This is a genomic window from Saccharopolyspora elongata (genome assembly GCF_004348985.1).
In the GTDB taxonomy this organism is placed as follows: Bacteria; Actinomycetota; Actinomycetes; order Mycobacteriales; family Pseudonocardiaceae; genus Saccharopolyspora; species Saccharopolyspora elongata.
Window position 1 is genome coordinate 1 of record NZ_SMKW01000032.1, and the last position, 23,495, is coordinate 23,495.

Annotated in this window: 22 protein-coding genes and 1 pseudogene; 10 read left to right on the forward strand and 13 right to left on the reverse strand. The window is 69.4% G+C overall.

The features are described 5' to 3' along the window. A pseudogene (locus tag E1288_RS48920) lies at positions 1 to 120 on the forward strand (IS5/IS1182 family transposase); the annotation flags it as partial. 6 nt (positions 121 to 126) lie between these two features. Here the strand turns inward: E1288_RS48920 and E1288_RS23145 are convergent. From E1288_RS23145 to E1288_RS23165, 5 genes are all read right to left on the reverse strand, one after another. After that, positions 127 to 519: a hypothetical protein gene (locus E1288_RS23145; RefSeq protein WP_132488394.1), complete on the reverse strand. Its 393-nt coding sequence runs from the start codon at positions 517 to 519 to the stop codon at positions 127 to 129. After that, positions 512 to 3,337 (reverse strand): FtsK/SpoIIIE domain-containing protein, encoded by a 2,826-nt coding sequence (locus E1288_RS23150; protein WP_132488396.1) that lies wholly within the window; start codon positions 3,335 to 3,337, stop codon positions 512 to 514. Before E1288_RS23150 ends, E1288_RS23145 begins: the two co-directional genes overlap by 8 nt. A gap of 137 nt (positions 3,338 to 3,474) precedes the next feature. Continuing rightward, positions 3,475 to 3,726, reverse strand: coding sequence for a hypothetical protein (locus E1288_RS23155; RefSeq protein ID WP_132488398.1), 252 nt, complete (start codon positions 3,724 to 3,726; stop codon positions 3,475 to 3,477). Positions 3,727 to 3,790: 64 nt separating this feature from the next. Continuing rightward, the gene (locus E1288_RS23160; protein WP_132488400.1) at positions 3,791 to 4,051 is read right to left on the reverse strand and encodes a hypothetical protein; all 261 of its coding nucleotides are present in this window, start codon (positions 4,049 to 4,051) and stop codon (positions 3,791 to 3,793) included. A gap of 255 nt (positions 4,052 to 4,306) precedes the next feature. Then, a complete protein-coding gene (locus tag E1288_RS23165) occupies positions 4,307 to 5,149 on the reverse strand; it encodes a hypothetical protein (RefSeq protein WP_132488402.1) in 843 nt (280 codons plus the stop codon). Positions 5,150 to 5,358: 209 nt separating this feature from the next. On the opposite strand from E1288_RS23165, the gene E1288_RS23170 reads away from it, so the two are divergent. Next, the gene (locus E1288_RS23170) at positions 5,359 to 6,213 is read left to right on the forward strand and encodes a polysaccharide deacetylase family protein (RefSeq protein ID WP_132488404.1); all 855 of its coding nucleotides are present in this window, start codon (positions 5,359 to 5,361) and stop codon (positions 6,211 to 6,213) included. Positions 6,214 to 6,359: 146 nt separating this feature from the next. On the opposite strand, the gene E1288_RS23175 is transcribed toward E1288_RS23170, so the two are convergent. The 3 genes from E1288_RS23175 to E1288_RS23185 form a co-directional block, all read right to left on the reverse strand. Continuing rightward, entirely contained in the window at positions 6,360 to 6,707 is a 348-nt protein-coding gene (locus tag E1288_RS23175) for a PRC-barrel domain-containing protein (protein WP_132488406.1), read from the reverse strand. A gap of 220 nt (positions 6,708 to 6,927) precedes the next feature. After that, positions 6,928 to 7,731, reverse strand: a complete 804-nt coding sequence (locus E1288_RS23180; protein WP_132488408.1) for an alpha/beta hydrolase — start codon at positions 7,729 to 7,731, stop codon at positions 6,928 to 6,930. A 127-nt stretch (positions 7,732 to 7,858) separates the two neighbouring features. Beyond that, complete coding sequence (locus E1288_RS23185; protein ID WP_235883753.1) at positions 7,859 to 8,557, reverse strand: DUF4232 domain-containing protein; 699 nt, start codon at positions 8,555 to 8,557, stop codon at positions 7,859 to 7,861. Between the two features lie 386 nt (positions 8,558 to 8,943). Between E1288_RS23185 and E1288_RS23190 the strand changes: the two genes are divergently transcribed. Then, entirely contained in the window at positions 8,944 to 9,735 is a 792-nt protein-coding gene (locus tag E1288_RS23190; RefSeq protein WP_132488410.1) for a GH25 family lysozyme, read from the forward strand. 186 nt (positions 9,736 to 9,921) lie between these two features. Further along, positions 9,922 to 11,061: a hypothetical protein gene (locus E1288_RS23195; RefSeq protein WP_235883754.1), complete on the forward strand. Its 1,140-nt coding sequence runs from the start codon at positions 9,922 to 9,924 to the stop codon at positions 11,059 to 11,061. Here the strand turns inward: E1288_RS23195 and E1288_RS23200 are convergent. Beyond that, positions 11,016 to 12,095 carry a copper resistance D family protein gene (locus E1288_RS23200; RefSeq protein ID WP_132488412.1) on the reverse strand — a complete coding sequence of 360 codons (1,080 nt, stop codon included), beginning with the start codon at positions 12,093 to 12,095 and terminating at the stop codon, positions 11,016 to 11,018. The two genes, E1288_RS23195 and E1288_RS23200, sit on opposite strands and share 46 nt — an antisense overlap. A 953-nt stretch (positions 12,096 to 13,048) precedes the next feature. Here E1288_RS23200 and E1288_RS23205 point away from each other — a divergent pair. From E1288_RS23205 to E1288_RS23220, 4 genes are read left to right on the forward strand one after another with little or no spacing between them, the layout of a single operon-like run. Continuing rightward, the gene (locus tag E1288_RS23205; RefSeq protein WP_132488414.1) at positions 13,049 to 14,038 is read left to right on the forward strand and encodes a DMT family protein; all 990 of its coding nucleotides are present in this window, start codon (positions 13,049 to 13,051) and stop codon (positions 14,036 to 14,038) included. Further along, complete coding sequence (locus tag E1288_RS23210) at positions 14,035 to 15,267, forward strand: glycosyltransferase (protein WP_132488416.1); 1,233 nt, start codon at positions 14,035 to 14,037, stop codon at positions 15,265 to 15,267. Before E1288_RS23205 ends, E1288_RS23210 begins: the two co-directional genes overlap by 4 nt. Positions 15,268 to 15,273: 6 nt before the next feature. After that, positions 15,274 to 16,194, forward strand: coding sequence for an alpha/beta fold hydrolase (locus E1288_RS23215; protein ID WP_132488418.1), 921 nt, complete (start codon positions 15,274 to 15,276; stop codon positions 16,192 to 16,194). Beyond that, positions 16,191 to 17,357: a glycosyltransferase family 4 protein gene (locus E1288_RS23220; RefSeq protein WP_235883755.1), complete on the forward strand. Its 1,167-nt coding sequence runs from the start codon at positions 16,191 to 16,193 to the stop codon at positions 17,355 to 17,357. The genes E1288_RS23215 and E1288_RS23220 overlap by 4 nt, the downstream gene beginning before the upstream one ends. A gap of 172 nt (positions 17,358 to 17,529) precedes the next feature. Here E1288_RS23220 and E1288_RS23225 read toward each other — a convergent pair whose 3' ends face one another. Further along, on the reverse strand, positions 17,530 to 17,868 hold the full coding sequence (locus E1288_RS23225) for a peptidase inhibitor family I36 protein (protein WP_207954506.1): 339 nt from the start codon (positions 17,866 to 17,868) through the stop codon (positions 17,530 to 17,532). Between the two features lie 345 nt (positions 17,869 to 18,213). On the opposite strand from E1288_RS23225, the gene E1288_RS23230 reads away from it, so the two are divergent. Beyond that, positions 18,214 to 19,869 (forward strand): FAD-binding dehydrogenase, encoded by a 1,656-nt coding sequence (locus E1288_RS23230; protein ID WP_132488422.1) that lies wholly within the window; start codon positions 18,214 to 18,216, stop codon positions 19,867 to 19,869. Between the two features lie 45 nt (positions 19,870 to 19,914). Then, positions 19,915 to 20,205 carry a YrhK family protein gene (locus tag E1288_RS23235; protein WP_132488424.1) on the forward strand — a complete coding sequence of 97 codons (291 nt, stop codon included), beginning with the start codon at positions 19,915 to 19,917 and terminating at the stop codon, positions 20,203 to 20,205. A 33-nt stretch (positions 20,206 to 20,238) separates the two neighbouring features. Here E1288_RS23235 and E1288_RS23240 read toward each other — a convergent pair whose 3' ends face one another. The 3 genes from E1288_RS23240 to E1288_RS23250 all read right to left on the reverse strand — a co-directional run bounded on the left by E1288_RS23240 (position 20,239) and on the right by E1288_RS23250 (position 23,160). Continuing rightward, a complete protein-coding gene (locus tag E1288_RS23240; protein ID WP_132488426.1) occupies positions 20,239 to 20,601 on the reverse strand; it encodes a hypothetical protein in 363 nt (120 codons plus the stop codon). A 550-nt stretch (positions 20,602 to 21,151) separates the two neighbouring features. Beyond that, complete coding sequence (locus tag E1288_RS23245) at positions 21,152 to 22,744, reverse strand: solute symporter family protein (protein WP_132488428.1); 1,593 nt, start codon at positions 22,742 to 22,744, stop codon at positions 21,152 to 21,154. Then, positions 22,741 to 23,160 (reverse strand): DUF485 domain-containing protein, encoded by a 420-nt coding sequence (locus tag E1288_RS23250; protein ID WP_207954507.1) that lies wholly within the window; start codon positions 23,158 to 23,160, stop codon positions 22,741 to 22,743. Before E1288_RS23250 ends, E1288_RS23245 begins: the two co-directional genes overlap by 4 nt. Between the last annotated feature and the right edge of the window lie 335 nt (positions 23,161 to 23,495).

Sequence of the window (23,495 nt, forward strand, 5' to 3'; positions counted from 1 at the left end):
TGGTACCACAGCATGCGACGCCTGCGCATCCGCTGGGAACGCCGCGCCGACATCCACGAGGCGTTCCTCGGCCTGGCCACCTGCATCATCTGCTTTCGACACATCAAAACCCTTTGTTAGGAACTCTTAGGAATCCTTCTTGCGGCGGGGGCGGAGGCTTGCGGCGAAGCGGGGCTTCTCGAGCGCGTTGTAGAACGCCATGTAGGCCTGCTGGACATCTCGACGAGAATCGTCCGGTGTGGACGGTGCGGCCTTGCGGTCCGGGTCGGGCATGCTCGTGACCCGCATCCACCGCTCGTTCCACAGCGCTTCCATCGCGGCGTTCCACCGCTTGCGCACGTCGTCGAACACCTTCTCGCGCTGCTCGTCGGCGGCCTCCCGGCGCTGCTTCCCCGCCGCGACCGCCTCGCCGAGCTCGTCGGCCCGCTCGCGCTCGTGCTTGCGCAGCTGCTGCGCGGCCGTGGTGGCCCGCGCGGTGATCTCCCTGTACCGCTCCGCGGCCGGAATCTGCTCAGTCACCGGCTTCCTCCCGGATCTCGCACCGCTCGTCCGCCGCTCGCGGCGCCGGGACCGCCGGCACCGGCTTCGCCTGGTCGCCGAGGTCGAAGGGCAGGATCACCTCGGGCCGGGAGTGCACCGCGCGGTCGAAGAACAGGCCGCGCCGCGCCCGCGGCGACCAGTTGACCACCTGCCCGGCCGCGAACGCAGCCAGCTCCTGGCCGTGCACGTCGAAGGCGACCCAGGCGCCGATGTCGTCGACCGGGCCCATGCCGAGGGTGTTCTTCACGCGCTGCGCGCTGCGCCACCAGCCGATCACGTGCACCCGCAATTCGGGACCCTGCTTGAGGATCTTCCGGAGGTGGTCGAGCCCGCTGACGCGGGTGGTCGGGTCCTTGCGCTCCAGCGTGGTGTGCGCCGCGTCGGCGGCGTAGAGCACCAGGACGTGCGGCACGTCGGCGCCGGATCGCTGGTCGATCGTCTCGGCGGTGGCGGCCAGCGCGGCCTCGATGCCGTCCAGACCGACCAGCTCGACGTCATGACCGTCGATGCGCAACGCCTCGGCGACGCCGCGCGCGTCGTCGTCGACGTCGTCGAGCAGGGTCGCGATGGTGAACTTGATGCTGCCCGGAACGTATTGGCGCGCCAGGGAAAGCGTCGCCGTGCCGAGCACGCTGGTCGCATCCGCCAGCACCGAGCCGATCACCGCGATGTTGCGTCCCGGCGAGCGCACGAGCCGGACCGCGGCGGCCGTGCCGTTGACGTCGATGATCTGCCCGAGCAGGACCTTCGGCACCGCCACCGGCGCCCGCAGCTTCGCGTAGTCGTCCAGTGTGGACAGCGCGGGCAGGTTCGAGCCGTCGAACAACCGCGGCGGCGGGTCGTTCTCGTCGCGCCGCTTCCACAGCTCCTGCTGCAGCGCATCGAAGGTGTTCTTCGCGGTGGCGTCCGGGATGCGCGCGATCTCGTTGCCGTGCTTGACGCCCGACTCGTGGTTGACGACCGCGTGCCAGCGCGGCAGCTCCAGCGCGGCGTTGTTCTGGTCGGCCAGCACCCGCCGCGCCTTGGGCAGCGCGATCCGCAGGATGAACTGCTCGAAGATCGCCGGCTTGCCCCAGAACGCCTCGATCCCGGACACGTCCTGGCTGGCCAGCACCAGGTGGATGCCCTGCGACCGGCCGCGCCGCGCGACGTCCTCCAGCAGCGCGGCGGCCTGCGCCGTGACCGGGTCGCGCTCGGCGAAGAGGTACTGGAACTCGTCGATCACGGCGACGATCCGCGGCCACCGGCCGTTCGGGTCCTCGGCGCGCAGCTCCTCCAGCTTGGTGACCTCGTGCTCCTTGGCGGACTCCGCGCGCCGCCGCATTTCGTCGGCCAGGAAGCGCAGCAGCGCCAGCCCGAACTCGCGGTCGGTGTTGACGTTCACCCCGACCAGCTGCGCGTGCGGCAGCCAGCTCGGGTCGCGGCGGCCCGGGGTGAACTGGGCGAACGACACGCCTTCCTTGAAGTCCAGCAGGTAGAGCTCCAGCTCGTCCGGCGAGTAGCGGGCCGCGAGCCCGCCGAGCATGCCGTAGAGGAAGTTCGTCTTGCCCGATCCGCTGGGGCCGCCGATCAGGGTGTGCGGGCTGCCGTCGCCGAGGGTGATCCACACCGGTTCGCCCTCGTTGAACCCGACCGGCGCGTGCAGCCCCGCCGTCGAGCGCTGCGTCCACAGCTGCTCCGGCACCAGGTCGTCGAAGGTCCGCACCCGCGCCCGCCGGGCGAGGAACGCCTCCGCGATCGCCGAGCACGCCTTGGTGACCTCGTTGCGCGACGGCGATTCGTCCAGCTGCACAACGGCTTCCGGCCCGGTCATGCTGGTGCGCGCTCGGTCGCCGCCGAGCAGCCGGATGGACTCGATCGCGCTGTTCACGGTCAGCGAGAGGTCCACGACGATCAGCTGGATGCCGCAGGCCAGGCCGTTGCGCGCGATCCGCTGCAGCTGTTGCTGCTGCTCCTCGCGCAGCGCCTCGCCGTTGCCGAACAGCACCGCGACCCGCCAGGGCTCCGAGCGGTGCCCGCTTTCCGCGGCCAGGGAGCGCAGCGAGGTGTGGCCGCCCACCAGCGAACTGGTGTGGATCCGCCGGATGTGGTCGGAGAGCGCTTCGAGCATCTCGTCGAGCCGGGTCGGATCGTGCGCCGTCAGCAGGCCCGCGCGGGTCAGCGGGTAGAGCCCGGGCAGCGTTCCGGTCAGTTGCGCGACGTCCCAGACGTGGATGCGCACCAGACCGGGCTGGAACCGGCTGAGCAGCCGCAGCAGCAGGTTCTGCACCAGGGTTTCGGCGGATTCCGGGTTGCCATCGGTGACGATCCGCAGGTGCGACTCGTCCAGCAGTGGGACGGCGGCCGGGAACGGTTGCGGGTCGGGCGAATCCGGGACGGTCGCGGTGCCGATCCGCCACAGCTCGGGCGGTGGCGCGGCGGCGTCCTGGGTGCCGACCTCGCCGAGCCATTCCGGCCACGGAAGCCCCGCGGCGCCGGGAGCCGCCTCTGCGACGAGCCCGCCGAGCTGCTCCGGGCCCTGCTCGGTCCACTCGGCGTAGATCTCCGCCCGCTCGCGCAGCGCCTCCCGCATCGCGGCCTGGAAGCCCGGATTCTGGGGGTCGGCGATCTCCGCCGGTTCGCGTTCCGCCGCGGCCACCCCGACCTGGGCGATGCGCAGCGCGAACTCCTGCTGCGAGCATTCGGCGAGGACGCGGTCGTGCTCCTGCTCGGCGGCGCCGAGCGCGGAGGCGATGCTGGTTCGCAGGCGCTCGAAGGCCGCTTCGATCCGACTCCGCCGCTCGTTGCGTTTACCCACGCCCCACCTCGGAACCCGTGTTACAGACCGTGATCAAAATACCACTCGACGAGGAGCCGAGCAGGCCCCTGGTACACCCATGCACGAGGGCGAATGTGGCTCGGTTGAGCGCCGAATGCCGAGAACGCCGCCGCGTCCTACAACCGGGTGGCGAAGTCGCGCACCGTGTTGAGGACGTGCTCGATCATCCCCTGGGATCGCTCGATCTGGTCATCTGCGCGGTGCAGGCTCGGCGGCACCACCGTCTCCGGGTGTTCCGGGTCGAGCTTCGCCAGCGCCTGCTCCGCCTCGGCCAGCGCGGTCCGGCTGGTGCCGAGGTGGGCGCCCGCGTCCGCCAGGTGTTCCTCCACGAGGCGCAACGTCTGGATCAGTTCGTCGAGTGTCGACACGGTGCCACAGAGCCTGTCTACGAGGTCGGGTTGGACTTCTGTCGTTGCACCGAGCGGCCGGAACCTAGAGGCGGCCCGAGTAGCCCTCGGTGGCGTTGATCGTGGCGCTGATCTGCGCCTGCACGCCGCTGATCACCTGCATCACCTCGGCGAGCGAGCCGTGCGCGTGCTGCATCTCCTCCTGGGAGCTGCCCTGGGTGGCGGTGACAAGGGCCGATTGCGCCTCTTCGAGCGCGAGGTTGCCCTGTTGCAGGGCGGCGATGCTTTCCTGCATCTTCTGATTTGCCAAGGCAATTCCCGCGCGAACTTCTTCGACGCCCGCCATCTGGACTCTGGACCTCCGTGGTGCACAACGCTGTATCGGTCCACAAGTTAGCGCCCGGTGGCGGCGACGGCGCAGGCAGGTGGGTGCGGATGATCACGATGCGATCGCGGTACGTGACGACCAGGGAAATTGATCACCCGGCCGGCAGAACGCCCTCCTGAAATGCCGCTTTTGTCCGTTCAGTCCTCCGGTGTGCCCGCAATTTCAATGGAAATCGGGCCTTCGATTTCCATTGAAATCGCGGCCGATCGCCGGTTAGCCGTGGCCCGTGGTGCCCACTGTGGATTGTGGTTCGTCGGCTTCGGCCTCGACGGCGGACACCTCGATCGCCGCGACGCCGGACGGCGGTGTCGGCGCTGCCGACCACCGGGCGGTGGCGCGGTGTTCGTCGACGCGCAGCCGCGACCAGCCGTTGCCGCCGAGAGTCGAAATCGCGCCGAGCACGATCTCCGGCAGGTCGCCGAGCGCCGGCCCGAGGTCCATCGCGACCCGGACCAGCGGCGGATCCACCGCGTACTCGGTGATCGCGGCCGTGTGCGACAGGCGGCTGGCCACCGCCCGCGCCGGCCACTCCGCGCCCGCCCGCCGCTCGGTGACCACGTCCACGAGCAGTCGCAGCCGCGGGCGCGGATTGCCGCGTTCGTCCAGGTCGCCGATGCCTTCCGGCGCCTCCGCCGGCGGTTCGTCCGGGTCGCCGGGGTCGGACCTGCCGAACAGGATCGACCCGCCGGACCACGCCTCGACCAGCAGTCGCTCGCCGCCGGCGACCAGATCGCCCACCAGCTCCGGGTGCTCCACCACCGTCCACGCGGTCGGCGGCTCGCAGGACACCCGGTGCCTGGCGTAGTCGGGCCCGAGCTCGCGCAGGAAGTTGCGCACCGCGCGGGACAACCCGGCCACGTGCTGCGCGGTTTCCGCGCTGGCCCGGCTGATCGTGACCGACCAGCAGCCGGGCTCCTCGTCGGAGCAGTCCCCGGACGCCACGATCCGGCCGTCGATCCGCCGCACCAGGCCGCGGCAGGCGGCGCGGGCGGCGGTCTCGTCGTCGGCCGCGACGACAACGGTGATCAGCAATTCGAGCTCGGTGTTCTCAGCCATCGCGAGAAGCATTCTCGCGCACTGAACCGGAACGTCGAACGGATGATCAGGTGAAGTCGCGACACGCGGGCGGTCGGCTTGTGTCCGACGACACAACCGACCCGTTTGACCCTCACACTGGTGTGACGGTTGGAGCATGGCCGCAACACCCGGAAAACGCCGCGATAGCAGGGAAAACCCGCCGCGGCCAGTCCGATCAGGAGGCGGCAGTGCACAACCAGCTCTTCGACTACAGCCCGATCGTCGACCGCGCCCCGGTGCGGTGGCCGGACGGCGCCCGGCTGGCGTTCTACGTGGGCCTCAACGTCGAGCACTACGAGATCGACCGGCCGTCCACCAGCATCTTCGCCGGGACCAGGGACCTCGCGCCCGACCCGCTGAACTACGGCTGGCGGGACTACGGCCCGCGGGTCGGCATCTGGCGGCTGGTGGACATCTTCGACCGGCACGGCATCCGCCCCAGCGTGCTGCTGAACTCCGACGTCACCGAGCACAACCCGCAGATCATCGACGCGGGCAAGCAGCGCGACTGGGCCTGGTTGGCGCACGGCAAGAACAACTCGATCCTGCAGGCGGACATGCCGGTCGACGAGGAACGCGCCTACCTGCGGGACGTGGTGGACACCATCGAGGCCGCGACCGGCACCCGCCCGCGCGGGTGGATGGGGCCGGGGCTGACCGAAACGTTCCACACCCCGGAGCTGCTCGCGGAACTCGGCCTGCGGTACGTGCTCGACTGGAGCAACGACGACCAGCCGTACCGGCTGAACGTGCCCGGCCTGCTCAGCGTGCCGTACCAGACCGAGCTCAACGACGTGACGATGTTCGTGGGCACCGGGGTGAGCGGCCCGGACTTCCTGCAGGCGGTCAAGGACCAGTTCGACCAGCTCTACGCCGAGTCGGCGGACAGCGGGCGGGTGATGTCGCTGGCGTTGCACCCGTTCGTCATCGGCCAGCCGTTCCGGGCCAAGTACCTGGACCAGGCGCTGGAGTACATCACCGGCCACGAGGGCGTGTGGCTGACCACCAGCGACGAGATCGCCGAGTCCTACGCCAGGAACTAGTTTCCAGGCTCGTTTTGCGTGGCGGTGCGGGTAGCGGAACCTGAGAACCCGCGGCGGTGCAAGCTGCGTAGGTGGGCTAAGCGGCTGCGCCGCTTCAAGAACAAAAGCCCGCCCTACCGCACTTTCCGCGAATTCCCGAACAACTGTTAGAGCCGCTGTTCGGCCTCGGTGGGCGGTTCGCCCTGGTCCAGGCCGTAGTAGTGGTAGAGGTCGCGGCCTTCCTGATCGGAGAGGTGGCCGTGCTCGGCCTCGATGCGCGGGGCGTTGCGCACCCGGTCCTTGGAGACGCGCAGGTCGAGGCGGTTCTCCTCGGTGGTCGCGCCGGCCAGCGGCACGAAGGTCTCCTTGACGCCGAACACGCCGATCCGGACGGTGACCCACTCCGGTTGGTGGGTCACGTCGTCGACGTAGACGTTCCCGACCCGGCCGACGCGGTCGCCGTTGCGGTCGAACACCGGAGTGCCGATCAGGTCCTGTGCGCGCTCGACGTTCATGGCCACCTCGCTCGCTCCGCCTCGCCCGGAGGCGCCGACCCCCCGTCGGCAATCCTCAAGCTGCCCGTGGAGCGCTTGAGCTGCAACTGCGCAAGCGACACGCCTCACCTGAACAGGTAATGATCGAGATTATTTGGCGACCACTATTAATGATCCTTCATTTTCGGACATGATTCGCGTGCCCGGCTTCGTCCTTGCGAAAGCGCGCGGAGGCCAGTGGTCACGAGTTCAGTTCGCGGCCGATGAAGGTGAGGACGTCGTTCATCACCTCGTCCTTGTTGATCTCGTTGAACAGCTCGTGGCGGCCGCCCGGGTAGATGTGCTCGTGGAACTCGCCGCCGCGAATCCGGTCGATGCCGGTGCGGGTGTCGGCCTCCGGGACCAGCTCGTCGTCCTCGCCGTGCACCCACAGCGTTGGCCGGTCCAGCGTCGGCCCGTCGTTGATGGCCAGCAGGCACTCGTCGATCGCCTGCAGCGTGGCGCGCTTGAACGGGCCGTGCCAGACCAGCGGATCGGCGATGTACGCCGCGCCGACCTCGGGGTCGCGGGACAGGATCGCCGGATCGATCGGGGCCTCCGGGATCTCGTCGTGCTCCAGCAGGTCGAGCACGTGCCAGGTGCCCAGCACCGGCGCGGACAGCACGACCGCGGCCAGGTGCTCCTGGTGCTCCTGCGCGTAGCGGGCGGCGAGCATCCCGCCCATCGAATGACCGATGAGGACGACCGGCAGGTCCGGGTGCTCGGCGGTGACCTGCCTGCGGAGCTCCTCCAGATCGGCGACGATCGTCTCGGCGTCCTCGAAGTAGACCCGGTCGCCGGGGGAGCGGCCGTGCCCGATGTGGTCCGGGGCGTAGACCAGCGCGCGGGCGCCGACCAGCTGCTCCGCGACCCACTGGTACCGGCCGGAATGCTCGCCGTAGCCGTGCACGACCAGCGCGATCCAGCCGGGGTTGGTCCCCGACCACTCGCGCACCGCCAGCTCGCCGTGCCGTCCGCTGACCACTCGATCCGTTGACTCGATCATGCCGCCACCCCAGCACACCTCATCCGGTCGGGCCAACCCCGGCCCTTACCCGTCGAACGGCGATTTCGCGCGAAATCGACCGGCTCCCGGTGCGGGAGCGCCGATTCCGCGCGAAGCCGCGCTGTCGTCACTGGTGGTACGCGCTGTTGTCGATGCTGCCGAACCCGCAGACCGGGCCCACGTTCCAGGCGACGGGGAGCGCGTCGGTCTCGTCCGGCGGGATGACCTGCGCACGCACCGGAGTCGGCTGGCAGGGGCCGTCCATCGGCTCGCCCTCGTGCGGGACGGCCGTCCAGTGCAGCGTCGCGCGGGCCGACTCACCAGGCGCCAGCGTGATCAGGCCCGGGCCGGGGTTCGGCGTCCGCTCCATCTTGGTGGGCACCGCCTGGCCGGAGGCGTCGACCAGCTGCATCCCGCCGTAGCCGTAGAGCGTGCAGGTCTCATTGCTGGAGTTGCGCAGCACCAGCTCGGCGTAGCGCTGGCCCGCTCCGGCTTCGGCGCCCTCCACGGAGCCCGTGAGCATCGAGGTGTGGCAGCGCTCCACCTTCTTCGGCTGGACGCGCCCCGGCGACGAGGCCGGCGTCGTGCTGCCGCCCGTGGCGGGGCCGTTCCCGGCGGCCTCGGAAGCTTGGGGATCCGGTCGTGGATCCGTGCTCGTCGCCGGTGGTGCCGGCTGGACGTGCTGCTCCGGTGCCGTGATTACCTGGCCGGTCTGCGCGGTTTGCGCGCTGTGCGCTCCGCAGCCCGCCATCAGCCCGGCGATCAGCAGGGCCCCGGACGCCTGGAGCGTCCGCGAGCCGAAAATCCGCAATCGGTTCGGGGTCACGGTGACCACCTCCCGTCCCCGGCCTCGCGGGCGGGGTCGTCGGTATTTGCTCTGCTGTTCCTGAAGACGTCCGGCCGTTGGCGAGGTTGCCCGCACGGTCGATTTTCCGCCGTCGGTGACTTGGTGACCTGTGGCGCGGCGGATGCTCCGGTTGCCCCGATCGACTGCCTCGACCAGCGGATCGAGTGACGGACGACTGCGCCGAATAGGTCTTGTCACGGCTAGGTGCAACCCGATTCGGGTAATTCACGGCGCCACGAATCCGTTACGCATCGCGCAGATATCGACCGATCGGGTGGGGATCTTGACCTGAACGGCGGGACTGCCTCTTTGCCCGACTTCGATAGTTTGGCAACTGCAGAAAGGCCGAAGTCAGGGGGTTGATCATGGCCGAGCGAATTCCGGGCATTGACGTCGCGCGATATCAGGGGGAACCAGACTGGGGAGCGGTTCGCGGCGCCGGATATGCCTTCACGTACATCAAGGCGACCGAGGGAATCGGATATGTGAGCCCGACCCTGGACGCCCAGCTGGCCGGCGCCCGCGGCGCCGGGATGGTCACCGGGCTCTACCACTTCGCCCGCCCGGACACGAATTCGCCGCAGCAGGACGCGGCCGACTTCGCCGCCCAGCTGGCGCGGCTGAACTCCAGCGCGCCGGGCAACCTGCCGCCGTGCCTGGACATGGAGACCGACGCGCCGAACCTCGGCGGCTGGATCAAGGGGTTCATCGACGCGGTCCGCGGGCACACCGGGCGGCACGAGATCGTGGTCTACGCCTCGACGTCCTGGTTCCAGAGCAAGCTCGCGCCGGAGACCTGGGTCGACCCCGGCGTGTTCCTGTGGGTCGCGCACTACGGGCGCCCGCCGGGCGAGCCCGGCTACCTCACCGACCGGGTCGCCATCCACCAGCACGCCTCGGACGGGAAGGTTCCGGGGATCGCCGGCGACACCGACGTGAACGTCTCGCTGGTCCCGCTGGAGGTGCTCACCGGGGCCGGTGCCCCACCGCCTCCGCCGCCTCCGCCGCCGGCGGAGACCTACGTCGTGCAGCCTGGCGACACGCTCTCCGAGATCGGGCAGAAGCTGGGCGTCGACTGGCGGGAGATTGCGCGGGTCAACGGCATCGCCGATCCGGACCTGATCTACGTCGGCCAGGTGCTGAAGATCCCGCGCTGAGACAGCGCCGTTCTCCCGACGGAGCCCCCGGCGATCCTCGTGACGGGCGTCCGAGGCTCCGCTGGCGTGCGCTTTTCCGGCGAATTGCCCAAAACGTTACTGCCGCGTACGTCGTTGCCGCACGCTCGCGATCAGTACCGACTACCGTTTTTCGCGTGAACATCGCGCAAGGTGGAGGTGAACGCGATGGCGGGTACAGCTGAGCTGGTCCGAAGCCACTGGACGCGTGGTGAGCCGGGTCGGGAGGCTCCCCCGGAACTCGTGATCGCGCTCTATCGCTGGTGGGTGATCGCGATGGCGCTCAAGATCGCGGGCGCCACCTGGGACATCTGCTGGCATTTCCGGTGGCTCCGCGACGACCTCGCGCCACCGCACATGATCAACACGGTCGGCACCGTGATCGTGATCGGATTGGTGGTCTTCCACACCTACACCGGCATCGGCGCCGATCGCGCCACGCTGCGCTGGATGCAGTGGGGGCTGGGCATCTTCCTGGTCGCCGCGCCGCTGGACGTGATCAACCACCGGATCAACGGGCTGGACATCACGGCGTGGAGCCCGTCGCACGCCCTGCTCTACCTCGGCACCGGGCTGATGAGCGTCGGCCTGCTCCGCGGCTGGGCCCGCTACGGCGGCGGCGACCGGTACTACTACCCGATCACCTGCTTCCTCTGGTTCACGGTGCTGGACAACTTCCTGTTCCTCAACCAGCACCAGGAATACGGCGTGCTCGGGCTGGCGGCGTGGGAGCGCGGCACGCCCTACGCCGAGGACATCCTGCTGCAGTTCGCCGCCGACGACCTCGGGCGGCCGCTGGACTGGATCGCAGTCGAGTCCTTCACGCTCCCGGTGCCGGACTGGGTCTACCCGACCTGGGCGGTCATGACCGGGCTGGGCACGCTGCTGCTGGCCCGGCAGCTGGTCGGGCGCCGCTGGACGGCGACCACCATCACCGCCGGCTACCTCGTTTTCCGTTGCGTGGCCTGGGGATTGCTGGCGGCGGCCGACTTCCCGATCTCGACCGTGCCGTTCTTCCTGCTCGCCGGGGCGGTGGCGATCGACCTGTCGTTCCGGCTGGCGCCGCGCATCCGGCCGTTCGCCGGAGCGGCGGTCGTGACCGCGGTGGCGTACCTCGCCCTGCGGGCGCAGCAGACCTACATCGCCGCGCCGCCTGCCGACTACTGGTCGGTGCTGTACACGGTGGTCATGTTCGCCGCGGTGTGGTGGGGCATCTCGTACCTGGTCGAAACCGAGCGCGGGCGCCGGCTGCTGTCGCGCGGTCAGACGATGACCGGGGCGCGGGAGAGCACGACGCCCAAGCCGTAGGCGATACCCATCACGCCGACCTCGGCAGCGGCCCAGCCGATCAACGCGGCGCGCTGGTGGCGCGCGATGCGGGGCAGCAGGCGGAATCGCATCTGCGACGCCACGATGCCCAGCAGCACCAGGCAGCCGGTCTTGGCCAGGATGATCTGGCCGTAGCCGGTGTTGATCAGGCCGGGCAGGCCGACGGTCGGCGTGATGATCAGCACCATCAGGCCGTTGAACAACCCGGAGGCGCCGACCACGAAGATCGCGATGGTGGCGAGCTTCGAGAACCGCGGCAGGGCCTCGGCGAGCAGCCCGCGGCGTGGGGCGACGAACAGCGCGATCGCGGCCAGACCGCCGGTCCACATCGCTGCGCCGATGACGTGCAGTTCCATCGAGATCATGCTGAAGTCGTGGTACTGCCAGTCCGTGGCGTGGCCGGTCAGCGGCATCGGGAGCAGGCCGAGCAGCGCGATGATGGTGCGCAGTTCCGCCGGGACGCTCTCGCCGAACCGGACCGCGAGCAGGCCCAGCACCGCGCACACCAGCCCGGCGCCGGCGCTGGCGAGCAGGCCGGGGCCGGCCGGCACGTTCGCGACGTAGTCGATCAGCAGCTGGGTGGTCACGGGCCGGCCAGGGCTGAGCTCCGCGGCGTGCAGGACCAGCGAGACGAGGGCGCTGAGCATCCAGATCAGCGAGGTGATCACGGTGACCCGCCGGGCCAGCGCCATGACCGGCTCGGTGTGCTTCGGGCGGTCGAAGCCCAGCAGCTTCGGCAGCAGGCTCAGGCCGACGGTGCCGAGTGCCGCGATGTCGAGCACGGCCCGGGCGACGGGCAAGCCGAAGTGCACGAGCGGCGGCGGGTCGGCGAGGCCGGGGATGGTGCCGACTGCGGTGTAGGCCGTCGCGGCGAGTGCGGTCAGCAGCGCGCCGCCCAGCAATGCGGCCACCACGGCTGCCTTGGCACCGAACACGTTGCGTTCGTCGGCGTCGGCGGGGTGCTCCGGCTTCGCGGTCCGGCCGTGCTGGGAGACATCAGAGTCGGCAGCCACGGGTGCATCGTCTCACTCGGACGAGCGCACATCGGCCTTCGGCCCCGAGGATGAGCCGAATTTGATCACGGGTCGTGACCGATTTGTTTCGGTGTGCGAACGGTTTGCGGGGCGTGATGTTGTCGCGGTGTCGCATTCGTCACCGTTTCCGCGATGATTAGTTGATCTTCATTGTTTCCGATTTCCCTGCTGACGGGGTGTTTTCGGCGGCGCATCGCTATTCCGCGGGATTGCGGTCGCGACGCTGCCGTCGTCCTCCGGGCGAGTCGGGATGTGTTGCTGGCAAAGTCCTCAGCGACGTTGTTCTACAGTCGTGCACGTGGATCCGGCGGACAGTGCAGAAGCGCACGCGCGAGGTGCGTCCGGCGCGCCTCCATCGTGCGCGAGTGCAACGATTCCGAAACCGGTTGGGTTCATTCCACTTGTTTCTCCTGGCGGTCGACTTTCGTTCACCGGATCGGTTCGCACATATTCGTCTGACGTTTCACGAGCCGCCGCAATTCCGTGCTTTGCTGTAATGCCCGCCGGGCGGGCCGGGATGTGCGTGCGGGTTACCCGGAGAGCTGGCCGGGTCGGTGCCGCAGCGTGTTTACGCAGGTCCGGCAGGGTGCTGGGGTCGGTTCCGGGGCGTCGTGGCCTGGGGGCCCGGCGGACGCCCCAGGGTGCGAACCCGGAACGTCTCAGGGAAATTGGGGGTCCGGCCCCGGATGTGAGTCGGACTCGCGAGACGCGAGATTGAGCGGTGTGGACGGACAGCGAAGGCGGGAATCAGCGGGCTCGGAGCCCGATACTGGTAGCAGGCCGACGCGGCGGACGCCGCGGGGCTCGAAAGCGGGACGTGACATGGATCGCGCACTAGGGTGTTCGGTAGCCGAACGTTCCCGCAGCCTGGTGAAGAGGACTGATCCGGTCGTGCAGCACCATCCGGCCACCGTCGCGGGACGTGGTCCACGATGACTGCGCTCGCGGTGCTGCTCGCTGCACTGGGGGCCTGCGGCTATGCCGTGGGGGCGAGGCTGCAGCATGCCGCTGTGCACGACGCGATGGACGGCCGCGGACTCGGTCTCCGCAGCCAGGCCCAGCTCATCCGCAACCCCCGCTGGCTGGGCGGCCTCGCCGCGCTCGGTAGCGGCACCGTCCTGCACGCCTGCGCGCTCGGCCTGGCACCACTGAGCGTGGTGCAGCCGGTCGGAGTGCTGGCGCTGCCGATCACCGTCCTGCTGAACCTCAGGCAGCAGGGCATCACCGCCCGGGACCTCAAGCCCAGCGTTGCGCTGTCGGTGGTCGCGGCCACCGGCGGTGTCGGCGCCTTCGTCTTCCTCGCCGCGGGCAGCGCGACGGCCACCCCGATCGCCGGTGACGAGCAGCTGCTGGCGACGCAGCTGGTGGCCGGCGCGATCCTGGCGGTGGGCGTGCTCGCGATGCTGACCCGCTCGAAGGCGCGTTGCATCCTCTTCGCCGCCGGTTGCGCGGTGGCGTACGGGTACGTGTCGGTGCTGATGCGGGCGGTGGCTCAGCAGCTGGGCACGACCGAGCTGCTGGACATCAACCCGCTTCCGCTGCTCGGCATCGTCGTCGCAATGGTCGTCGGCGGTTGGCTGCTGCAGCACGGGTACGCCAGCGGCCCGCCGGACCTCGTGGTGGCCTGCCTGACCGTGATCGACCCGCTGGTGGCGGTGGGGCTGGGCATCGGCCTGCTCGGCGAGGCCGATCATGTCAGCGCCTGGACCGCCGTTGGCGAGGGCCTGTGCGCCGTCGTGGCCTGCGCGGGCGTCTTCGCGCTGGCCCGCTACCACCCCGACACCCAGGAACGGAGCGAGCCCGCCGCCGCTGCGCTCCCCTCGACCACCGTGACCACTGCGACCTCACCGAACACTTCGAACGGCAGCAGTGATCTTGCCGGACCGAGTTCGACAGATCGTCCTGACGGGAGTTCCACTTGACTTCGCAACCGCCCAGCAGGCGCCCGATGCGGATCGTGGTCGGCGCGACCACCTACCCCCCCGACGTGAACGGGGCGGCGAACTTCGGCCACCGCCTGGCGACCGGGCTGTCCGGTCGCGGCCACGACGTGCACGTCGTCTGCCACTCGACGGACCGGGAGTCGCGCTCCGAGGTCGAGGACGGCGTGACCGTGCACCGCGTCGCCTCCTACGGCTCGCCGTTCCACCCGTCGATCCGGGGCCTCCTCCCTTGGCAGGCCCGCCAGGCGGACCGGCTGATCGCCGAGATCCAGCCCGACGTCGTGCACGTGCAGTCGCACTTCTTCATCTGCCGCGGCCTGATCAACTCGGCGCGCCGCCGGGACATCGGGCTGATCGCCACCAACCACTTCATGCCGGAGAACATCTTCGGCTACTTCAAGGTCCCGGAGTTCCTCCAGCAGGCGGCCGGCCGCCTGCTGTGGCACAACCTGGTCAAGCATTACGGGAAGGCGCAGCTCGTCACCGCGCCGACCCCGCGCGCCGTCCAGCTGCTGCAGGAGAACGGGTTCGCCGACCTGGCGCTGCCGGTCTCCTGCGGCATCGACGTCGAGCGGTACCGGCGGCGGGCCCGGAGCTACCGCAAGCAGCACCCGGACCCCGCCACCCGCACCGTGCTGTTCGTCGGGCGCCTCGACGAGGAGAAGCACATCGACGACCTGCTGCGGGCCATGGCGCTGCTGCGCACCGAGGTGCCGACGCGGCTGGAGATCGTCGGCAATGGCAGCCGTCGCGACGCCTTCGAGCAGCTCGCGGTGGAACTCGGCATCGCCGACCGGGTGCACTTCCACGGGTTCCTCAGCGATGACGAACTCCTGGACGCCTACGCCCGCGCGGACCTGTTCTGCATGCCCAGCATCGCCGAGCTGCAGAGCCTGGCCACCATGGAAGCCATGTCGGCGGGCACCCCGGTGGTGCTGGCCAACGCCATGGCCCTGCCGCACCTCGTGCAGCCGGGGGAGAACGGCTGGCTCTACCCGCCGCGGGACGTGCACGCCCTGGCCCGGGCGATCGACGACGTGATCAGCGATCGCGCGACGATCGACCGGATGGGCGCGGCCAGCGAGCGGTTTGTGTCCCGTCACGACATCGACGAGATCCTGGGCCGGTTCGAGGCGATCTACCACCACGTGACGGACCCGGAGAGCACCGTCGAGCTCGACGAGATCCGCACCGAGCTGGCGAGCTGACCCAACATGATCGTTCCGGAACTCCAGCCCGCGGAGCGGGTGGAGCACATCAGCGGCGCCGAGCTGCACTACTGGGTCTACCGCGACCACCTCGCCGAGAGCGGTTCCACCGCGCCGGTCGCGTCGACCGAACCGGTTGACGCAGCCGAGACGGTGGTGATGGTCCACGGCCTGCGCGGTACCCACCACGGCCTGGAACTCGTCGCGGCGAGCCTGCCGGACCAGCGCGTCGTGATCCCGGACCTGCCCGGGTTCGGGGACTCCGGGCCGATGACCGGGCGACGGCACGACGTCGCCGGTTACGCGCACGTCATCACCGAACTCATCGAGCGGCTCGGCGGCCGAACCCGGCCGGTGGTGCTGATCGGGCACTCCTTCGGCTCGATCGTGGCGTCGCGCGTCGCCGCCGCCTCGCCGGAACTCGTCCGCCGCCTAGTGCTGATCAACCCGATCGCGACGCCCGCGCTGCGTGGGCCACGCGTGGTGCTGTCCGGGCTGACCTCCGCCTACTACACGCTGGGCAAGCGGCTGCCGCTCCGGGCCGGGCACTCGTTGCTGAGCAACCGGTGGGTCGTGCTCGCCGCGAGCCGGGCGATGACGCGGACGAAGGACAAGCAGCTGCGCGGGTTCATCGACGAGAACCACCTGCGGTACTTCAGCCGCTTCCACAGCCCGGCGCTGCTCAGCGAGACCTTCGAGGCTTCGGTGACGCACACCGTCGCGGACCACGTCGACGAGCTCGGGATGCCGACCCTGCTGATCGCGGGGGAGTCCGACGAGATCGCGCCCCTGGCCGGACAGCGGGCGCTGGCGGCCCGGTTCGCGGACGCCGAACTCGTGGTGATTCCGGACGTCGGCCACCTGGTGCACTACGAGACGCCGGAGCCGGCGGCCGAAGCGATCCGACGATTCCTCGGAACGCCATGACCGGCGTCGGACAGCACGGGAGCGGTACCTCCGGCCAGCGTTCGGGCGAGGCCGGGGCGGCGACGATGAACGTCTTCGTCGACGCGCGTTGGACGCGAACCGATCAGCACGACGGGATCAGCCGCTTCGGCGCGAGCTTGATCGAGGCATTGCACCACCTCCATCCGGTGACGATGTTGATCCATGACGAGCGGCAGCTGCGACTGCTGCCCTCCGGGGTTCCGCACGTGAAGGTCAACAGCCCCTTCTCGCCGCGGGAGTTGTGGCTTTCCCGCACACTCAACCGGCTCGGTGCGGACGTCGTGTTCAGCCCGATGCAGGTGATCGGCGGCTTCCGGCGCGACTACCGGCTCGTCCTCACGCTGCACGACCTGATCTACTACCGGCACCCGCAGCCGCCGGGTTTCCTGCCGCTGCCGGTGCGCATCGCGTGGCGGCTCTACCACAAGGCGTTCTGGCCGCAGCGGGTCATGCTCAACCGGGCTGACGCGGTGGTCACGGTCAGCGAGACGACCCGCAAGCTCATCGAGGAACACCGGCTCACCCGGCGCTCGGTGACGGTTGTCCACAATGCACCGTCCCCGTCATCGGGGAACGACGCCGGCAACGGGGAGCCCGACGCCGATTCCGGTGCGCAGCCGGGTGGGCCGCGGGAACTCGTGTACATGGGCTCGTTCATGCCGTACAAGAACGTGGAAACGTTGATCGCGGGCATGGCTCTCCTTCCGGAACACCGGTTGCACCTGGTCAGCCGGATCGCAGCCGCGCGCGAGGCGGAATTGCGCGCGCAGCTGCCTCCGGACGCCGATGTTGTTTTCTGGCATGGCATCAGCGAAAGCGACTACCAGGCGCTGCTCGGCAGGGCCAGCGCCTTGGTGACCGCTTCGCGGGACGAGGGTTTCGGGTTGCCGATCATCGAGGCGATGAACGCGGGGACGCCGGTGGTCTGCAGCGACCTGGAGATCTTCCACGAGGTGACCGGGGGACACGCGAAGTTCTTCGATCCGGGGTCGTCGAAGGACTTCGCCGCCGCGGTGCGTGCCGTGGAGGATCCCCGGACGCGTGCGGATCTGATCGCCGCGGCTCGCGGTCAGGCGGCGAAGTTCACCTGGGCCAACTCCGCCGAACGCCTGCTGGAGCTGATGCGGGACCTGGTCCGCTGAGTTCCTGCCGGGAATCGGTGCTGCGCCTGGTTCCTGCGGCGGGTTCTCAGGCGTCGCCTCGGGAGGACGACATCGGCGCTGCACATCGGTGAATGCGCGAACGGGATGTCGTCGACGGCGTCTGAGATTCCGCCTGTGCAGCAAATTGCGTGTCGAGGCAGGGTCTCGCCGGTCAGTGCGACCAGATCTTGATTGCTCGCGCGACGTAAGTCGCCCGTGGATTCTGGGAACCCGTTGGATACGTGCTGAATTCCGCTTCGGTGTCGCAGTCGGGATCCTGGTAGACCGTCACCGGCCGGCCGGTGTTGTTCGCGAAGGACCGCGCCTCCGCGCCCTGCTGGAGCCGGACGCACTGCTCCAACGAGGTCGCCTGGAGGCCGACCTCGTGTGACTGGCCGGTGAAGTTCTCCTCCGGCCAAGTGCAGAAAGATCCTGCCGGGCAAGGACTTTCGGGTGGCGCGGCGTAGGCTCCGCCCGCGCCGACCGCGATCGCGGCGAGGACGGACAGCACCGGGACGGCTATTCTCCGGAGGCCGCTCCGCCAGGCCCCTCGCCGGGTGGACGAGCGGATCGCGATTCGGCACGACGCGGCGGAAGAAGCGCACTTGGACATGCTAAAACCCTTTCATGGGCGGATAATGAGTAGATCGCGACCGAAATCGGCGCGCTGAAAACAAGATTCCCGAAGCCCGGATCGGAATGCCAGCGAATTTGCTGGATACACCCCGACCGGGTGGAATTCCGCGCCTGCGCGCAATGTCGCGGCGCCGTGGCGATCGGCCGGACGGGCTGTCGGAGCGTCCCCGACTGCGGTATACAGGCACTCGGTTACCACTCGGTAGTGCGGAGGTCGGCAGTGACGTTGGACGCTGATGTCATCGTGGTGGGCGCCGGCCTGGCCGGCCTGGCCGCCGCCGCGGAGCTGGCCGACGCGGGCCGCCGGGTCGTGCTGGTCGACCAGGAACCCGAAGCCGCCCTGGGCGGCCAGGCGCACTGGTCGTTCGGCGGCCTGTTCCTGGTGGACTCCCCGGAACAGCGCAGGCTGGGCGTCCGCGACTCCCACGAGCTGGCCCTCCAGGACTGGCTCGGCTCCGCCGGGTTCGACCGACCCGAGGACCACTGGCCCCGGCAGTGGGCGGAGGCCTACGTGGACTTCGCCGCCGGGGAGAAGCGCTCCTGGCTGGTCGAGCAGGGCGTGCGGTTCTTCCCGCTGGTGCAGTGGGCCGAGCGCGGCGGCCACCTGGCGACCGGGCACGGCAACTCCGTGCCGCGGTTCCACGTCACCTGGGGCACCGGCCCCGGGGTGCTCGCCCCGTTCATCCGCCGCGTGCGGGAGGCCGCCGAGCGCGGCCTGGTGACGTTCCGGTTCCGGCACCGCGTCAGCGAGCTGATCACCAGCGGCGGAGCGGTGACCGGCGTGCGCGGCGAAGTGCTCGTGCCGAGCGCGGTGGAGCGCGGGCAGCCGAGTTCTCGCGACGTGGCAGGCGATTTCGAGCTGCACGCGCAGGCGGTGGTCGTCGCGTCCGGCGGCATCGGCGGGAATTTCGACCTGGTGCGCCGGAACTGGCCCAAGCGCTATGGCGAGCCGCCGAAGGAGATGATCGCCGGGGTGCCCGACCACGTGGACGGGCGGATGCTGGAGGTGGTGTCCCGCACGGGCGGGCACATCATCAACCCGGACCGGATGTGGCACTACACCGAGGGAATCCGCAACTACGCGCCGATCTGGAGCAAGCACGGCATCCGGATCCTGCCCGGCCCGTCGTCGCTGTGGCTGGACGCGCAGGGCAGCCGGCTGCCCTCGCCGCTGTTCCCGGGCTTCGACACCCTCGGCACGCTGGAGCACATCGTGCGGACCGGCCACGACTACACCTGGTTCGTGCTCAACCGGCGCATCATCAGCCGCGAGTTCGCGCTGTCCGGCTCCGAGCAGAACCCGGACCTGACCGACCGCAGCATCCGCAAGCTGCTGCAGCGCGGCGGCGGTGCCACGCCGGGACCGGTCGCCGAGTTCGTCCGCCGCGGCTCCGACTTCGTCGTCCGGCGCACCGTGCCGGAGCTGGCGCACGGGATGAACGACCTGGTCGGAGAGCCGCTGATCGACGCGGCCGCGCTGGAACGCGAGATCGTCGCCCGGGACCGCCAGGTCGAGTCGGGGCTGGGCAAGGACGAGCAGGTCATCGCCATCCGCGCGGCCCGCCGCTACGTGGTCGACCGGATGATCCGGGTCGCCGAGCCGCACCGGCTGCTGGACCCGGCCGCCGGGCCGCTGATCGCGGTGCGGCTGTCCATCCTGACCCGCAAGACGCTGGGCGGGCTGGAGACCGACCTGTCCGGCCGGGTCCTGCAGGACTCGGGCGAGCCGCTGCCCGGGCTCTACGCGGCCGGGGAGGTCGCGGGCTTCGGCGGCGGCGGTGTGCACGGGTACCGGGCTCTGGAGGGCACGTTCCTCGGCGGCTGCCTGTTCTCTGGCCGGCAGGCCGGACGAGCGGCCGCCGCTGCCGTCGGCTAGCCCTGCTGACCTGCGGAGTTCGCCCGGCTCGCGGACAATCGGATCATGCGAGATCCGGCCGAGTCGGGCCCGTTGGTGCTGCGGATCGGGCGCGAGGAGCTGCTGATCCGGCGGCGGTACGAGGTCATCAGCATCGTCAACGACTTCCTGATCGCCGTCTGGTTCGCCGTCGGCAGCCTGCTGTTCTTCCACGAGTCCACGGTGACCGCGGGCACCTGGCTGTTCCTGCTGGGCAGCTGCGAGCTCGCGGTGCGGCCGGTGATCAGGCTCGCGCGGCACGTGCGCCTGCGTCGGTTGCGGCCTGCCGGGCTGCGCGGATCTGATCAGGATTTCTGACCCGCCCATTCCCGGCGGCCGAATGCGACTCGATCATAGGAAGCAGCCGCTGACGAATCCGCTGACGCGGGTGCGGCGATTCGTGATGTCGAACCATTCCGAATTCGCAGATCCGTCCGGGCAGCGGACGGATTCCCCACGGGTCGCCTGGCGAATGCTGGCGTCGTCGCCGGGATTTCCCACGCCGCGTGCGGCGCTGCCGGTATCGGGCGCCGAACGGATCAGCACCCCGGGTTCGCGGAAGTCGCCCGACCGGCCGTGGGAAGCCTTCTGGGCCAGCTCGACCAGGCCGTTCTTGACTTCGGCCGCGATGGTGACGACCTGGGTGCCCAGCCCGGACATGGGCAGGACGGCGGCGGTGACCGCAGCGAGCAGTGCATTGCGAACCGTTCGCATGGAATACCCCCCGATTCGCCCGCCGGAGCGCTTCCCATTGCCCCCTGCTATTGCCGAAGCGCCCCGTTGGCGGGCAGTTCCATTTTATGGAGAATTGCGGCCGCCCGGCAGTATCCGATTGGGTAGAGCGCAATCGAGCACGGCGACCGGACGGCCGGTGACCCATGGCGATCGGGCGCACGGCGGAGCCCACCTGTGGGTTAGCACCGGTCGGGCCACCGCTGCGGTGCGTGCAGACGAGAACGGCCCCGGGACACCGAGTCCCGGGGCCGTTCCCGAAGGTTCCAACACTTGTTCGCGGCTGCTTCAAAGCACGATCCATACGGGACCGCGAAGCTTGGCTCGCATGATCGAAGGCCTTCGCAAGCGGCGTAGCCGCTTAGCCCACCCTCGCAGCTTGCACCGCCGCGGGTTCTCAGGCGTCGTCTGGCGAGGACAGCCCCGACGCGTCGTATTGGTCATACGTGTGTCGGGGATCCCGGAGACCAGGCGGCGTCTGAGGTTCCGCTACCCGCACCCCACGCAAAACGAGCCTGGAATCCAGTCGGTGTCAGCCGGCTCGGGAGCCGATGCCGGTCAGGGAGCGGACCTCCATCTCCGCCTGGCGGTCCTCGTCGACCGCGTCCTTGCCCACGAAGGTGCCGATGATGCCGCAGATGAACGAGACCGGGATGGACACGATGCCCGGGTTCTTCAGCGGGAAGAAGGCGAAGTCCACGCTCGGGATGATCGAGTCCGGCGAACCGGACAACACCGGCGAGAAGATCACCAGCAGCAGGCAGGAGCCGAGCCCGCTGTAGATGCCCCACAGCGTGCCGGTGGTGTTGAACCGCTTCCAGAACAGCGAGTACAGCAGCGTGGACAGGTTCGCCGAGGCGGCGAACGCGAACGCCAGGCCGACCAGGAACGCGATGTTCTGCCCGATGACGAGGATGCCGCCGAGGATCGAGGCCACGCCGATCACCAGCGCCGTCAACCGGGCCACCTGCACCACGGAGTCCGAGTCGATGTCGCCGCGGCGGATCACGTTGGCGTAGATGTCGTGCGCGAAGGACGCCGATGCGGTCAGCGTCAACCCCGCCACCACCGCCAGGATCGTGGCGAAGGCGACCGCGGCGATGATGCCCAGCAGCACCGTGCCGCCGATCCGGTAGGCGAGCAGCGGGGCTGCAGAGTTCTCCGCGCCCGGCGCGTCGAGGATCGCGTCCGTGCCCACCAGCGCGGCCGCGCCGTAGCCGATGACCAGGGTGCAGATGTAGAACGTCGCCACCACCCAGGTCGACCAGACCACGGAGCGGCGGGCCTCGCGGGCGTTGGGCACGGTGTAGAACCGCATCAGCACGTGCGGGAGGCCGCCGGTGCCGAGCACCAGGGCCATCGACAGCGACACGAAGTCCAGCTTGGTCAGTTCGGACTTCCCGTACTGGACGCCCGGGGCGAAGATGTCGCGGCCGTGCGGGTTGTTCTCGGCGGCGTGCTGCAGCAGGTTTGTGAAGCTGTAGCCGAACTTGCCGAGCAGGAAGATCGTGATCATCAATACCGACAGCAGCAGCATGGCGGCCTTGATGATCTGCACCCAGGTGGTGCCCTTCATGCCGCCGACCAGCACGTAGATCATCATGATCGCGCCGACCGCGGCGATCACCAGGGCCTGGCCGAACTTGCCGTGCACGTTGAGCAGCAGGGCGACCAAGCCGCCCGCGCCGGCGATCTGGGCGATCATGTAGATGATCGTGATGGCCAGCGTCGAGGACGCCGCCGCAGCCCGCACCGGGCGCTGGCGCATCCGGAAGCTGAGCACGTCGCCCATGGTGAAGCGGCCGGTGTTGCGGGTGCGCTCGGCGAGCAGCAGCAGGTTGATCAGCCAGGCGACCAGGAAGCCGATGGAGTACAGGAAGCCGTCGTAGCCGTAGACCGCGATCGCCCCGGCGATGCCCAGGAACGACGCGGCCGACAGGTAGTCACCGGAGAGCGCGATGCCGTTCTGCACACCGCTGAAGGAGCTGCCCGCGACGAAGTAGTCGCTGGAGGTGCCCCGGTTGCTCACCCGGTACACGACGAACAGCGTGATCAGCACGAACGCCGCGAAGACGCTGGTGTTGATGATGGCGTTGTCGGCCGGGATCAGCTGCGGTTCGTTCACTGGTCGGACTCCCCAGCGTCCTGTCGGATCCGGTCGACCTCGGGGTCGACGCGGCGGCGGGCGAACCGGACGTAGAGCGCGGTCAGGCCCAGGGTGGTGACGAACTGACCGACACCCATGACCAGGCCGACGTTGATCTCGCCGATGAGTGGCTGGGCCATGAAATCCCGGGCGTAGGCGGCGATCGCCACGTACCCGAGGTACCAGATCAGGAAAAACGCCGTAGCCGGGAAAATGAACCATTTCAGTCGGCGGCGCAGGTCGCGGAATTCAGGGCTCTGCTGGATAGCGGCGAAATCAGGACGTTCGTTAGTCGCGCGAACGGAGCTCTTGTCGATTCCACCGAAGGCCACCCGCGGATTTCCGGGCTGGTCGCGGGGACCGCCGCGCAGCGCGGATTGCGTTGCGTTGCTCATGCATCCTTCCTGGGACTTCGCGGTTGGCCGCTCGGCTGAAGGGCCTGGCGGTGGCGGGGAATTCTAACCATGTGCCGCGCGAGATCGACAGTGTGGTGATCCCCACGTGGTTTCGGCGGTTGCGGAGCGGCTCGCGGGCCTCGGCGAGGCCGGTCGTCGACGCTTGGTTACTGTCCGGTATTGCCAGGTCAGAGGTCCAGCTTCGGCGCTCATGATCTTACTGACCAGGTCTTTTGCGCTGCTCGCGACCAAAGTGGATTACCTCGCTCTAGGCTGAACGAGTGAAAAAGCCCCCGGGTGTGGAGTCGGGTTCGAACACTCGGTGTTACATCGCC